The following is a 14,702-nucleotide window of genomic DNA, read 5'->3' on the forward strand; positions in this document are numbered from 1 at the left end:
AGTACTAGCAAAATGATCCTAAATCGCATTACAATAAGTTGCTCTCCTTGATTCTGATAGGGATCTTTCCATGATTAATTTATGGCCTTTGTTGTTACCTGCTGCAGCATTATCTGGCTGGTGGGTTGCTAGCCGTAATTATTCATCTAAAGGCACCAAAAATAGCAATTATTTATCACGGGAATACGTGGTTGGCTTAAATTATCTATTAAACGAGCAACCGGATAAAGCTGTAGATGTTTTCATTAAACTGCTTGATGTTGATAGTGATACTGTTGAAACACATCTTGCCTTAGGCAGTCTATTTAGAAGACGTGGTGAAGTTGATAGAGCAATACGCATTCATCAAAACCTTATTGCTAGACCACAGTTAAGTCTTACTGAGCGCAAAGAAGCCTTGCGTGCCTTAGGCCAAGATTATATGAGTGCGGGCGTATTTGATAGAGCTGAACGAATTTTTTTAGAGGCTGTCAAGCTTGGTGGTAATCAAGAAATTCATAGCTTGCACGGTTTATTAGCTATTTATCAACAAGAAAAAGCTTGGGAAAAGGCATTAGACATTATTCAAAAGCTAGAAAGTTCTACAGGCCAAAGCTTGCAGCATCAAGCAGCACATTATTATTGTGAAATCGCTGAGCAAGCGTTGAAAATTAATTTATTTGATAAAGCGCAAAGCGCTACTCGTCAGGCTTTACTTATTGATAAAGCATCAGTCCGCGCAAGTTTATTGCAAGCTTCTCTAGATATAAAAAATGGCCGTTATAAACAGGCACTTCGCTCTTTAAAGCGTGTCCCAGTACAAGACCCAGATTATCTAACAGAAATTATTGAACCCTTAGTATATTGTTATCGCCAGTTAGACGCTATGGAAGAATGCATTGAGTATTTACAACAAACACTCGTTATTAATCCTCGTGCATCAACCATTTTTGTTATTGCTGATGAATTACAGAAAGAAAAAAGTATGGATGTAGCTATTGATTTTGTTTCAGAAAAATTAAGTACTTACCCATCAATTAAAGGTTTAAATCGCCTAATTTATTGGCATTTAGAAAGTGCTCATGGCAAGGTTAAGACCAAATTGCAAATCTTATATACAATAACAAGCAAGTTTTTGGAAAACAAACCTAAATATCGTTGTGGTCAGTGTGGATTTGGTGGTAAACATCTACACTGGCATTGCCCAAGCTGTAAACAGTGGGGTAAAATGAAGCCCGTTTATGGGTTAGAAGGCGATTAGTTAATTTTTTTAAATAATAACCCGGTGTAGTTAAGAGAAGGTTTAAAACCATACTTTATAGACACTTTAAATACTAACTTATTTAATAAATGATTTATAGAATTTAAAATGTGTCCTTTTATCTGTAAAACACTTATTAAAATTATTAAATTTTAGAGAAATTTATGCAATTTATCGATTTAAAAAAACAATATAAACTAATCGAAACTGAGATTTTAAATAGTATTCAAAAAGTACTTAATCATGGTCAATATGTTATGGGACCAGAAATTGCAGCTTTGGAAAAAAAATTAGCTGATTTTATTGGCGTAAAGCATGCTATCGCTAATGCTAGTGGAACAGATGCTTTGTTAATGTCCTTACTAGCTTTAGATATAAAGCCTGGTGATGAAGTTATCACGAGTCCTTTTAGTTTTTTTGCAACTGCAGAAGTCATCGCTTTATGCCAAGCTAAACCTGTTTTTGTTGATATTGATCCTTATACTTATAATATTGACTCCAGTAAAATAACAGCTGCTATAAGTTCTAAAACGAAGGCTATTATGCCTGTTAGCTTATATGGCCAGTGTGCTGATATGGCTACTATTAATGATATAGCTAATAAACACCAGATTGCAGTCATAGAAGATGGTGCACAAAGCTTTGGCGCGACTCATTTTGGACACTATTCGTGTGCACTATCAACAATAGGCTGTACAAGTTTCTTTCCTTCAAAACCGCTTGGTGGTTATGGCGATTCAGGTGCCTGTTTCACTAATGATGATGATATTGCAGCAAAATTACGTGAAATACGTAACCATGGCCAAGAACAACGTTATCTTCATAGGCGTATAGGTTTCAATGGTCGTATGGATACAATACAAGCTGCAATTTTATTAGAGAAAATGAAATTATTTACTCATGAAGTCGAGTTACGTCAAACTGTTGCTAAACGTTATGATGATTTACTTGCGAATATTGTAAAGACGCCCTTTATTTTGCCCCATAATAAAAGCGTTTATGCACAGTATACAATAGAAGTACCTAATCGAGAGGATTTTCAAAACGAATTACAGCGCTTAGGTATTCCTACAGCCATACATTATCCCATTGCTCTGCATTGTCAAAAAGCATTAGCTTATTTAAATTACCAGGCAGGAGATTTCCCCAATGCAGAAAAGGCTAGTAAACATGTAATAAGTTTACCTATGCACCCTTATTTAACTTTGAAAGAACAACAAACAGTAGTAAATGCTGTAAAAAACTGTCTTCACAATATGCGAGTAACGAATTAAATGAATTTTAAAATTATTGTAGCGCTTGATTTTTTTAACCAAAAAGATGCACTTAATTTAATTAAAAATTTAGATCCAAGCAAATGCGCCTTAAAGATAGGCAGTGAAATGTTTACTCTTTTTGGCCCAGATTTTGTACGCAATTTAGTTGCTCAAGGCTATAAAATTTTTTTAGATTTAAAGTTTCACGATATTCCTAATACAGTGGCTCACGCATGTAAGGCAGCAGCTGAGCTAGGCGTGTGGATGGTTAATGTTCATGCCTCTGGCGGTTTAAAAATGATGCAAGCTGCGCGAGAAGCTTTGTTATCTTACGGCTCAAGCAAGCCATTATTAATTGGCGTAACAGTATTAACAAGTATGGCAAGTCAAGACTTACCTTCCTTAGGGATCATTTCGCCGTTAGAAGAGCAACTTAGCCGCTTAGTTAAATTAACTTATGAAGCAGGCCTTGATGGTGTAGTCTGTTCAGCGCAAGAAGTACCATTAGTTAAGTCACTTTGTAAACAATCATTTATAACAGTTACGCCTGGAATACGTCTAACTAACGATAGTTGTGATGATCAGGTAAGAATTATGACCCCCAAACAGGCAATAGCTAACGGTAGTGACTTTTTAGTTATTGGCCGGCCGATTACACGCGCCGAAAATCCTAAGTTAGTCATTAATACTCTTCTAGATTCTTTAGCAAGCTAACAAAATTAACGATAACTATTTAACAAAAAAGTGATAAATTGTTTATTAGTTAGTGGCTTGCTATTCATTTCTTATAAAATTTATGTTAGTTATTAATTAGCTTAATTATTTATCAAGGAGTAAATCTACAGTCTAATGAGCTTAATTGCAGGATTGATAGAGCACGCTTTATTACATAATTCAGCAAGTGACTTACAAATTTTTGAAAACAAATTGCCTGCTATAGCAAATAGAAATAACTTCAAAATGTAAGAGCGAAAGCGCATAAGGATAATAAAAAAAAATTTTTAGAGTAAAAAGTAATCAGCATATCTATAGCTAAGAAGTGCAGTTATGTTTAAGTGCTGCATAAACCACAAATAGTTAGCTCTGATAAAAACGCAACGTTTTTAAAAGGCTATTAGGAGTAGGCTATGAAGCAAGGAAGAGTATTAAGTGGGTTACTGCATCAGAAAGATAAAGAAAATAATAATAGTATTTTATTAAAAAAATTCTTACTTTGTTCCTATTATGGCTGGTTTAGAGTAAATGGACTTCCCCCTGATTCCCAATTTTCCCTAAATGAATATGTATTTGATGATGAGCGAATGATCTTTGATTTTACTCATTTAAGTAAGTCTGCGAGAAACGAATTTTTAAATTGGTTTTTAACACCACATCAGAAAGATGCACATCGCACATTTTTAAGCGGTGCAACCATTAATGATTATCGAGGTTATACCTCAGAGGTAGGCGTTAATTGGTGGGGCAGAGTGACTAATTTATTATTTCATCATAAAAAAACATATAAATGGCATTTAGCACCTTTAGAATTAACTACAGATTATCAATTAAATAGCATCGAAATAGCTGAGGGTGAACATGGTTTGCTTATTGGTTTAAATCAACATGCAACAAAACCTACTGCTAATAAATATCATCTCGATAACGATAATCAAGAAAAGCCTCTACGTAATACCAAGCGAGTATTTTTAAATGACAGTTTAGTTAAACAGCTAATTGCCACTGATTTAAACGCCTGGGATTATAACACTATATTATTTGAACCACATCCTTTTGCAGTTCAGGTAAAATCCCTGAGCGAACGTATTGAAGCAATGCATGAATACCGACATGTTCAAGGTCTTATTTTTTCACTGAGCTGGTATATACGATTATGGCGATGGATTAAGTCCTTATTTATAACTGCAACCATTGCTGAGGAAGTTAAACCAAAAGAAGTAAAAAAACATAAAGCACATGAATTATTAATTAAAAAAGATAAAATTCAAATTTATCAAAGGCCGGACAATGGTGAAATTTTAATTATAGAAAAGCGTCCAGATTTAGATACAAGTGTATACTGCGGTGGTGGCGTATTATTTTTTGGTCATATAGGTGCTTATAAAGCTTTTGAAGACGCGCAAATTAAATATAAAAAATTTGCTGGAAGTTCTGCTGGTGCCGTTATGGCAGCACTTTGCTATTTAGGCTTTTCGTCTAAAGAGATTTTCGAGTTTTTTAAAGGTTTTCGCAAAGAACATTTAATTTTTTATGATATTGATCGGTATGGCTTATCTGATACGCAAGCTTTAAAAGCAGCGCTTGATTTTATGGTGCTTAAAAAAGTTAATGAAATTATTAAATTATATAACTTAGATCAAACTATTGAAGGTAAACATTTTCTAGCTACTCAAGTTTTTAAAGAGGGCAAAATCACCTTTCAATCACTTCATAATCTGAAAAAAGCCTATCCTGATTGTAGTTTAGGAGAAGATTTAGTCGTTACAGCAACCAATATTAAAAAGCGTGAGACACGATATTTCTCCTATAGCTTAACACCGACTATGGAAATTAGTGAAGCCTGTGCAATTTCTGCTAGTTTTCCAGTTATTTTTAAGCCAGCTATTTTTGAAGGAGAAAAATATAATGATGGCGGTATTTTGAATAATTTACCAACGGAAGTTTTTAATGATGATTACTCTACCTTTTTAGAGTCGCCTTATAATAACAGCTTAACATTAATCGCTTTCCAATTTGATAATGGTCATGAACGGGGTATTATTGATAACTTCTTTACGCGAGTATACCGAGAAAATTTTTTGCTAAATTTCATTTATGGATTAGTAACAGGTGTTAAAGATCCGGTAAGTGCTTGGGAGCGTGAGCGTATTAAATTGAGAAATCAGGGTAATCAAGTAGTACTAATTTCATCCGCTGGTATCGGCTCTACCCAATTTAATATTGGTACGCAAGAACAAGTTAGTTTATTTGAAAATGGTTATGAGGCTGCTAAAAATTATATCGATGCTCGTTATCGTCAGGATGACTTAAATTCTGCAGCAGTAAATGAAGAATATTTATATTCAACGTTTACTAATATCCAAGAGGCTATGTATTATGCTTGTTATAGAGGTCGAAGAGATTGGTTTGAATATTTTGCTAGTCAAGCTTTATTAGCAGGCTCTGATGAATATGATATTTATCAACTCAGGAAGCGTTATTTTAAGAAACCTAATATTGATAATACTGATGTAAGTAATGAGACTATTGCTAAAGAAATTGATTCTGAGGCAGAAATTAAAGACTTAAGTAGTAATATAATTTTATTTACCGCTATCTATCCTATTTTCTTAAAACTTCCTTTTAATTTTCTTAGTAATGCTTTTGATTTAAAACTTTACAAATGGGCCAGACATTCTTTTTCAAGTAAGGGGCCTTTAGAGTGTCTTACCTATTTACAAAAATTACAAGGAGAGACTCATCTATTACTTAATATTTTTATTCGCTTATTAACAGATTTTAAAGAAGCATTAATTGATCTTGAAACTTTATGTCGGAAACTAGGCATTTTTGAAACCCTTCTTGGGTCTGCAAATACACTTCATGACCCCATTTATTATTCTCTATGGCACGCTATGGATAATCAAGTTAAAAGGATAATAGATGACTTCGAAAAGATAGAGTGGTCTTCGCTAACTGAGATGTGTAATTCTCTTAAAAAAACTGAAAGTACTAATCCAATATCTGGAAATTTAGCAGCAAATGATCCAATAGTTGAAGCGATCACCGCTAAGCAACCTAATATTGTAGAGGAGCATAGTTTAGCGGAGCCTGCAGCCATGGTTAGTCAATTATCACTTTAAGATGTATAATTAAGCTTTTTTGGGCATTGTAATACTTTATGGCAAAAAAGGATCATAATTATTATTTACAGCAATTGGGAGTAGATATTTGGATTCCTCGTCAAGCTAATTTATGTACAAAAGAGAAACTAGCTGAGTTAGCTAACGTAGTTGCCACTTGTACTAAATGTCCTTTAGCTCAAAGCCGTACTCATACTGTTTTTGCGCGTGGTAATCCCCTAGCTAAGTTAATGATTCTTGGTGAGGCGCCAGGCTTTAATGAAGACAAACAGGGATTGCCTTTTGTTGGCAGAGCAGGTGTGTTGTTAAACCAGATGCTAAATACAATTGGACTTACAGAGGAAGATGTCTATATTGCCAATGTTTTAAAATGTCGACCGCCTGATAACCGGGATCCTAGGCCTGAAGAGATTAATCAATGCAGCGCCTATCTTGCTCAGCAAATTGAGCTAGTAACGCCTAAGTTATTATTAGCTTTAGGTCGTTTTGCAGGCCAATATTTGCTTAAAGAAGCGCAACCACTTAATCGGATGCGTGGACAATTACACCATTATAGAGAAGTTCCTTTTATTGTAAGTTATCATCCTGCTTATTTACTGCGCAAACCAAGTGATAAAAAGAAAGCTTATCAAGATTTACTTTATTTGCAAGCGTTATTAACTAAAGATGATATATAAGCAAGGATTTACCTTAATTGAGCTTTTAATTGTAATAAGTATTGTTAGCCTGTTATTTTTATTTTCTACTTCTTCTGATTACCAGCTTTATGAAAAAAACCAATTACAAATTATTAGTGATAAATTAAAAAGTGCTATCAGATATGGTCGTTATAAAGCGCTTGCTCAAGGCACTACTTTAGCACTTGTTCCTTTAGACAACTTTAATTGGTCAGCGGGAATGGTTTTATTTATTGATAATAAAAAACATAAGCCTGATAAAGAGAATATAATAAGAGTTTGGCAACAATATACGAGAACAATTAAAATAGATTGGCAAGGATTTCAATCAAAGCACTATTTAATTTTTACGCCGATACTTAAAAAAGCGGCTTGTAACGGTCATTTTACTCTTTCAATTAATAATAAAATACAAAAAAAGATAATTGTTAATCGATTATGTTTTACTCATGAGCCTGTTGTTAAAAACAGTTAAGCAATTCAGAAGAAAATACTTTTTATACTATAAACTAACAATCATGCTTAAAAAAGCTTATAATAAGCGCTTTGATAGTTTAATTTTTATTAAATGTCATTTAATTTTCTTAAAAATGAAGCAGTAACGAGTAAACCTTCTGCAGCGCTACTTCCTTGGCTAACGCATCAGCAATCTTTAACTAGGCGTTTACAAAATACTGTTGGAAAAGTTCCACAGTTAACATTACTGAAACAACAATGGCATAAGGTTGACTGGTGGGATCAGCATGTTTTAGGCCTTAAAGAGGGTGAAAAAGCTCTACATCGTGAGATTGTCATCTCTATTAATGCTAGAGAGTGTTGGTATGGGCGCACTGTAATTCCTATAAATACCTATCAACATTATGAAGATTTTTTTGCTCGTTTAAAACAGGAGAGCTTAGGGGAACTTATTTTTGGTAATAATTTAATAACTCGCATGAATCTTAATTATTATTGCATTTCAGCACAATCTATAGAGTATTACTGGTTAAAGCCTTTTTTGCATGTGAATGAAGATTTATGGGCAAGGTTCGCGGTGTTTGCTATAAATAAGCACTTACCCTTTTATTTAATTGAAATATTATTACCAGATCTTTTAGAGGCAACTAATGAATTGGCATAACTATTATCAATTAGCCCGTTTTCATAAACCAATTGGTACTCTTTTGCTTTGGTCACCTACCGCTTGGGCATTATGGGTCGCTAATAAAGGTAATCCACCTATAAGTCTAACTATCTTACTTTTCCTTGGTACTATTTTTATGCGCGCCGCAGGGTGTGTATTAAATGATATTGCTGACCGAAATATTGACTTACATGTTAAACGCACACGAGATAGGCCTTTAACTGCAGGAACCGTATCGCTTAAAGAGGCAGTAGGCTTATTGCTTTTCTTTCTAATTGCAGCTTTTCTTATTTTAATACAGCTACCGTTTACTTGTTTCTATTACGCTTTATTTGCTTTATTCATTACTTTTATATATCCATTTTGTAAACGATTTATTCAAGGTCCCCAGCTTATTTTGGGTATTGCATTTTCTTTAGGCATACCGATAGCTTATGTTGCTTCTAATGTTTTTTTTGATAAAAGTTTATTTTATTTGTTACTTATTAATTATACTTGGATAGTTGCCTATGATACGCAATATGCTATGGTTGACCGTCAAGATGATTTAAAGATTGGCGTAAAATCTACTGCTATTTTATTTGCTAATTCTGATCGCTTAATTATTGGTTTATTACAGTTATTTCTACACCTTCTTTGGATTTTATTAGTCAATTACTTAAGTTTATCGCACGTTTTTTACTTTGTTTGGGCTTTAGGCGCCACTATACTTTTGTATCAACAATGGTTAACTAGTGATCGTAAAGAAGATAACTGTTTACAAGCTTTCTCTTGGAATGGTTGGTATGGCCTGGTCATGTGGGTCGCTATTATATTAGGGTTTAATTTTAAATAAGTGGCTGCACATAGCACATAGTAGCTCGTTCTCACCGAAAGGCTGTTATTTGGTACATTTTGGGCGAAAATCACGCTTCAAAAGGCTCATGTAGAAGACTACACTGCGCTTTTTTAGTATTATATTCGTCCAAACAGCACTTAAATCCAATCTTCTACTAAGATTAGATATATTCTCCAAAGGTCTAATATTAAAGCTTACTAAGTAAGCTGCTTGCTCCTATACGAAACCAAGATGGAGTAATTTTTCTTTTGTTAAGAAAGCTAGCTAATGACATATATAAGTAAGCTTGCCTAGGGTCTTTTATACCGCCAGAAACTTTAAGTCCAGCCTGGCGTTTAGTATCAACAATAGCTTTAAGTATACTAAATGCTGCAAGTGGTGTTGCGCCAATTGCGATTTTACCAGTTGATGTTTTCAAAAAATCACAGCCAATTTCTAATATCTCACTACTAACTTTATAAATTGAGTCTGCGTTGGGAAACGCACCTGTTTCTATAATAACTTTTATTTTTAAGTCATAAGTTTGGCAACATAAATAAATGTCTTGGTATTGTCGTAATGCAGCTTTATGTTGGCCATCTAAATAAATTTGATAAGGAAATACATAATCAATTTCCTGAGCTAGATTAGTGCTACTTAGTTCTTGTATTAAAGTTAAATTAGCAGCTTGTGATTCTTGGCCAGTAGGAAAGTTAACAACAGTTGCTCGTTTAATATTATTTAAATGATTAAAAATAGTTAAATGGTTAGGTAAAACACAAATAGCTGCTACTTGATTAATATTAGCCTTTTCTTGCAATAACTTTAATGAATCAATACTTGCTGATTCATCAAGTAAAGTTAAATCGATTACCGATTTGATTAAATCAGATGAAAACACTGATTCTTCTTTATTAAGAATTTCAAGTGTTGTTAGAAATTCCTTTTCTAAATTAAAATTCATGCAAGGCTTAATATAAATTGTTTAACTAAATGATTTAATTTTTCAGCAGCTTTAGAGGCCATTAAAACCACCGCTTCATGACTATGACTACAAAACGTCAAGCCAGTAGCATAATTGGTAATAGTAGCAATTACAGCAACTTTCATTCCGCAATGATTAGCAACTAAAACTTCTGGTACTGTCGACATACCTACTGCGTCTGCCCCCATAATTCTAAAGGCTCTTATTTCAGCAGCCGTTTCATAATTAGGTCCTAAAACAGAAAGGTAAACACCTTGATGTAAATTAATATCTTCTTGATGAGCTATATGCAGTAAACGCTCGCGCATACTTAAATCATAGGCATTATCTAACGGAAAGAAGCGCGGTCCAAATTCATCATCATTAGGACCAACTAGTGGGTTGCCAGGTTGCATATTAATATGATCCGTTATTAACATTAATTCGCCAGGTCCTACATCTTCACGTAAAGAGCCTGAAGCATTGGTAGCTAGGAAATAATCGCAGCCTAATAAGCGTAAAGTACGCACATAAGTTCTCACAATTTCATAATCAAACCCTTCATAACTATGGGCTCTACCTTGTAAGCATACAACCCCAATTCCTCCTAAGTAGCCTAATACTAAGTTACTTTTGTGCCCATAAACAGTTAATCTAGGAAAGCCTGGCAAATCATCATAGCTAATTGTTACTGCATCTTCTAATTGCTCAGCAAAGCTACCTAATCCTGATCCTAAAACTATACCAATAGTTGGTTTAAAATTTGGTAAACGATTCATAATAGTTTCAGCAGCTCTATGGGCAGCAGTCTTTTTTACAGTATTCATAATATTTCCAAAATTAGGTTTAGCTATTAGACGTCTTCTGAAACTGCTATTGCTGGCCAATCTCAAATAAAAAAAGCGCTTCAAGATGCTCATTTACTTTAGGTAAACTGCGCTTTTGCAGCGCCATTTTTGTTTGACCTTGTCTTAGCACTAACAGTTTCTAAAGAAGTCTACTAGAACTTTTGTGTAATATTTGCACTAATTATCTTCTGTATAATAACGCTAGTATGTTAACAGTAAAAATAAAATTTATAGTTCATGCAAAAGCTTTTCATGTTTAGCTAAAAATTAGATTTCAGTTAGAGGCTAATTTTATCTGAAAGTATGATTTGTACCAACTATAGATAAAATAAAGTTATAATTTATTTTAAATATGTAAGAGAACTACTTAATTAGATAGTATTAAAGTTGGCAAATTGCTAAATCTAATTGAGCATTCAATTCCTTAACTTCGCGCATAGTCGCTGCCTCACATAGTCTTACACTTAATCCATAATGCCCAAGCTGCATTCGTGGGACTATACCAAATGATTTATCCATACGTAAAAGAATTAAATGACAAGAAGGTTTAGGGGGTAGGGGGCATTGATAAAAGCCATTGCTAGTTTGAACCTCTTGAAATTGAGCTGTATCACGTAATAATTGTAAATACAAATTAACCACTGAGTAGAGTGTATATAAACATGATTGCCATAAAGTTAAATCACGTTGACGTAAGGTAGAACTAGATTCTAGCCATAATAATAATTGTGGCGAGAGCATCTCTGCATCAATATTAGGCTGAGCTATTCGGATTGAATGCAGAAATGGATCGGAATGAATTTTCTCGCCAAAGCGTCCAGCAACGTGAGTTAACGTATAAATTTGTGCATGTAACTTTTGATTTAAATCATTAGAGTCAGCAGAATTCGTCTTATTTAAATGATGTTCTATCCGCATCAATTCTTTTAGAAAACGGCTTTTTAACTCTGGTTTCTCTATAAGTTGTATAATTTCAATAATGTTCTTTAAAGCATAATGATGAATCACAGGATGAGTCTCTTCACAAGCTTGAATAATTGTTTGATAAAGTGATTCTAACCGTAGGGCAATTTTAGGCAAATATCCTGTTGCTAATTGAAAAATAATAGTATTAGAAGCCATAAAACTTTATTCTTTAAGAGCAATTATTAAACACTAGAGTTCCTTAAAACTGCTATTTTAGAATAATTTTAAGCGAAAAAATTCAAACTGCTTATTTACTTCATGTAAACTGCGCTTTTTTATTCCTTTCTCGCCTGATTTTTATTTCAGTACTAACAGTTTGGTAAGAACTTTAATTATTAAAGTTACTGTGAAAAGATTTATGATGACTTTTCAAGGGATAATTGTAAATACTTTCTATGTAATTTTCTTATTTTAGTTTCTAATTGCTCTAAGTTGCCATCATTATAAATGATATCATCGGCAAGCTCACGACGTAGTGTTTCACTGGGTTGAGTTGCAAGTATTGCCAAAGCTTGTTCTGCTGAACATAAATCACGCTTGCTAATACGATTGATTTGTACGGTAGATGAAGCAAGGATAGTTAAAATTCGATTTAAGTAAGGATAATCAATTCGATTTGTTAATAGAGGGATTTCAATAATGCAATAAGGGCCTTGACTGCTTTTGGCTTTAACTTCAATTGTTTGGCGAATTAAGGGATGTAATAAATTTTCTAACCAGATTCTTTCTTGTGGATGATTAAAAACAATCGTTCTTAATTGAATTCTATCAAGCTGCCCTGATTGAGTAATTACTTTGTCACCAAAATGCTCTTGAATTTTTATAAACGCAGGTTGACCAGCTGCTGTAATATCGCGTGCAATTTCATCCGCAATGATTATTCCTGCCCCTAACGATTTAAAAAAAGTAATTGCTGTGGTTTTGCCACTGCCAATGTTGCCTGTTAAGCCTACACAATACATTATTTTAATCCTGTAAAATACTACTATCTTTGCAAGTTAATAAATTAACATAACAGGTATTAGGAAAGGCACTATGTTGTTGGCAATACGCTTTAGCTGCAAGGGCTGCATCATCGCTATTAGGATAAAAATTACTTTTCCATGCTTTTGCCATCTGGTCTAAAGCAGTACATTGCCAGGCTGGTCTTACCGATTCACCGTTGACAAATAGCTCGCAATCTCCCTGGAAAACTCGGCAGGTTTCAGGTGAGCGACTCATTTTTTTGCAGGCCTCCATCGCTTTATTAACAGCACTTCGCTGATAACTACTTTCAGCGAGCCATTCTTGCTTTGCATTATCTTCTGCTTTGCAATGCCATTGTGCTAATACAAGTTGAGAATAGATAAAAGAGCTTACTAAAATGTAAATTTGTTTTTTATACATGATGTTTCCCTGTATTGACTATCAACTCGTGCAATTGTTGAAAATTAACAGCTTTAGAAAAATACCAGCCTTGTAAAAATTCAACATTTCGCAAATTTAAATAATTAAATTGTTGCTCAGTTTCAACACCTTCAGCAATAATGTTTAATTTTAATGAGTTAGCCATGTTAATAATGGCATCATTTAAAGTTTCAGTTATTGCGCCAGTTCCAATCGATTGAATAAATATTTTATCTATTTTTAAATAATTAAATGGGAAATGTTGTAGATACTTAATACTAGCATGCCCCGTACCAAAATCATCTATAGCTAAAGAATACCCTTTTGCTCTTAGCTCTTGCATTTTATTAATAATGTATTGCTCATTTTCTTCAAATAGTTCTCTTTCTGTTAGTTCTAACATAATCTGTTCTGGCAAAATATGGTAATAATCACAAATTCTTACGAAGTCATTAAAAAAAGATTCACTCTTAAAATGACTAGGGCATAAGTTAAAACTAAGATGAAAACTAGGGTTATTTGCAAAAAGATCTTTACTTTCAGATAATGCCTTTTCAATTAATTGTAAAGTAATGGGTACAATAAGCCCTGAATGTTCAGCATCTTCTATAAAATAATCAGGCATAATTAACTCATTTTCATTATTGACCCAGCGAATTAATACTTCTGCGCCATAAATTTGCTTTGTTTTGCTAGAAAATATTGGTTGATAAGTAGGATAAAATTGTTGCAATTTTAAGGCGTCGTTTAAAGCAAGCGTAATTGAAAAATGTTTATTCATGGTTGCTTGAAAATAACGATGTAATAGCCAAGAGAGTAACAAGAGGGGTAAAATAGTTAGTAATAAGCGAAATAATAAATTTTTCTTTAAATCTATTCCCGCGGTACTAATAATTAAATTAACATTTTTTAACGATTCTAAGGGCATAATTAATACTTTCTTATTATCGTTTTCTAAATCCTTGATCGTAATTGGTGTAACTGGTTGATCAGTGATTAGGGTATTGCTACCTAATATAATTTGCTTTTTCTGCGTATCATATAAGCTAACTGCTTTAAAATCTAATTCATCAATATGGATAAGCAATTCAAGTGAAGATTTTAATAAATAAACTCCTAAATAATAATCATGATAAGGCCGCTGAAGTAAAAAAAAGTCATTGTCAACTTCTTTTGTTTTCATTGGTCCAAGTAGTACTTGCTGTTGAATGTAGGGATTAGGTAGAGGTGCTTTAGGATCAAATGTCGTACAAACAAATTGATTAGTAGGGTTGTAAACAATAATACCTGTAATAATAGGACTGTTAAAAACAATAGATTGTAATTGAGTTAATAAAGAGGATTGACAATTTTTAACTTGGTTTTTATCAAGTGGTAAGAGATCGACGGCTGCAAAAATAGAATCAACAAAATTATCTAATTTATAAGCTAGATGACTTGCTTGTAATTGAAGTTGGCTTAATTGTTTATATTTTAAATGCTCCCACTGATAAAAGCTAATAACTAGAGCTAAGAGCAATGTTAAAATAGCCCAAGCTATACTAAATTTTTGTTGTAAATTATCACCAGAAGCCTGTTTAACCATA

General features: G+C 33.4%; 14 protein-coding genes. 8 read left to right on the forward strand and 6 right to left on the reverse strand.

What is annotated here, in order from left to right; genetic code table 11:
• Positions 1–70: 70 nt before the first annotated feature.
• The 8 genes from lapB (at position 71) to ACNVED_RS07240 (ending at position 8,970) form a co-directional block, all read left to right on the forward strand.
• Positions 71–1,240 carry a lipopolysaccharide assembly protein LapB gene (gene lapB / locus ACNVED_RS07205; RefSeq protein ID WP_419421076.1) on the forward strand — a complete coding sequence of 390 codons (1,170 nt, stop codon included), beginning with the start codon at positions 71–73 and terminating at the stop codon, positions 1,238–1,240.
• A gap of 164 nt (positions 1,241–1,404) precedes the next feature.
• A complete protein-coding gene (locus ACNVED_RS07210; RefSeq protein ID WP_419421077.1) occupies positions 1,405–2,514 on the forward strand; it encodes a DegT/DnrJ/EryC1/StrS family aminotransferase in 1,110 nt (369 codons plus the stop codon).
• The gene (pyrF, locus tag ACNVED_RS07215; protein WP_419421078.1) at positions 2,515–3,210 is read left to right on the forward strand and encodes an orotidine-5'-phosphate decarboxylase; all 696 of its coding nucleotides are present in this window, start codon (positions 2,515–2,517) and stop codon (positions 3,208–3,210) included. It abuts the gene before it with no gap.
• 413 nt (positions 3,211–3,623) lie between these two features.
• Entirely contained in the window at positions 3,624–6,335 is a 2,712-nt protein-coding gene (vpdC, locus tag ACNVED_RS07220) for a Dot/Icm T4SS effector VpdC (protein WP_419421079.1), read from the forward strand.
• 38 nt (positions 6,336–6,373) lie between these two features.
• On the forward strand, positions 6,374–7,012 hold the full coding sequence (locus ACNVED_RS07225) for a uracil-DNA glycosylase (protein ID WP_419421080.1): 639 nt from the start codon (positions 6,374–6,376) through the stop codon (positions 7,010–7,012).
• Positions 7,002–7,487, forward strand: coding sequence for a pilus assembly FimT family protein (locus ACNVED_RS07230; protein WP_419421081.1), 486 nt, complete (start codon positions 7,002–7,004; stop codon positions 7,485–7,487). Before ACNVED_RS07225 ends, ACNVED_RS07230 begins: the two co-directional genes overlap by 11 nt.
• Before the next feature lie 93 nt (positions 7,488–7,580).
• Positions 7,581–8,132, forward strand: a complete 552-nt coding sequence (locus tag ACNVED_RS07235) for a chorismate--pyruvate lyase family protein (RefSeq protein WP_419421082.1) — start codon at positions 7,581–7,583, stop codon at positions 8,130–8,132.
• A complete protein-coding gene (locus ACNVED_RS07240) occupies positions 8,119–8,970 on the forward strand; it encodes a 4-hydroxybenzoate octaprenyltransferase (RefSeq protein WP_419421083.1) in 852 nt (283 codons plus the stop codon). The genes ACNVED_RS07235 and ACNVED_RS07240 overlap by 14 nt, the downstream gene beginning before the upstream one ends.
• A 190-nt stretch (positions 8,971–9,160) precedes the next feature.
• Here ACNVED_RS07240 and ACNVED_RS07245 read toward each other — a convergent pair whose 3' ends face one another.
• The 6 genes from ACNVED_RS07245 to ACNVED_RS07270 form a co-directional block, all read right to left on the reverse strand.
• Positions 9,161–9,916 (reverse strand): deoxyribose-phosphate aldolase, encoded by a 756-nt coding sequence (locus tag ACNVED_RS07245; RefSeq protein WP_419421084.1) that lies wholly within the window; start codon positions 9,914–9,916, stop codon positions 9,161–9,163.
• Positions 9,913–10,743 (reverse strand): purine-nucleoside phosphorylase, encoded by an 831-nt coding sequence (locus tag ACNVED_RS07250; protein WP_419421085.1) that lies wholly within the window; start codon positions 10,741–10,743, stop codon positions 9,913–9,915. The genes ACNVED_RS07245 and ACNVED_RS07250 overlap by 4 nt, the downstream gene beginning before the upstream one ends.
• A 402-nt stretch (positions 10,744–11,145) precedes the next feature.
• A complete protein-coding gene (gene zapD, locus ACNVED_RS07255) occupies positions 11,146–11,886 on the reverse strand; it encodes a cell division protein ZapD (RefSeq protein ID WP_419421086.1) in 741 nt (246 codons plus the stop codon).
• A gap of 200 nt (positions 11,887–12,086) precedes the next feature.
• Positions 12,087–12,692 carry a dephospho-CoA kinase gene (coaE, locus tag ACNVED_RS07260; RefSeq protein ID WP_419421087.1) on the reverse strand — a complete coding sequence of 202 codons (606 nt, stop codon included), beginning with the start codon at positions 12,690–12,692 and terminating at the stop codon, positions 12,087–12,089.
• 4 nt (positions 12,693–12,696) lie between these two features.
• Positions 12,697–13,116: a hypothetical protein gene (locus ACNVED_RS07265; protein WP_419421088.1), complete on the reverse strand. Its 420-nt coding sequence runs from the start codon at positions 13,114–13,116 to the stop codon at positions 12,697–12,699.
• Complete coding sequence (locus ACNVED_RS07270) at positions 13,109–14,701, reverse strand: EAL domain-containing protein (protein ID WP_419421089.1); 1,593 nt, start codon at positions 14,699–14,701, stop codon at positions 13,109–13,111. Before ACNVED_RS07270 ends, ACNVED_RS07265 begins: the two co-directional genes overlap by 8 nt.
• Position 14,702 lies beyond the last annotated feature (1 nt).

The sequence above is a fragment of the Legionella sp. D16C41 genome (assembly GCF_048541585.1).
In the GTDB taxonomy this organism is placed as follows: domain Bacteria; phylum Pseudomonadota; class Gammaproteobacteria; order Legionellales; family Legionellaceae; genus Legionella_C.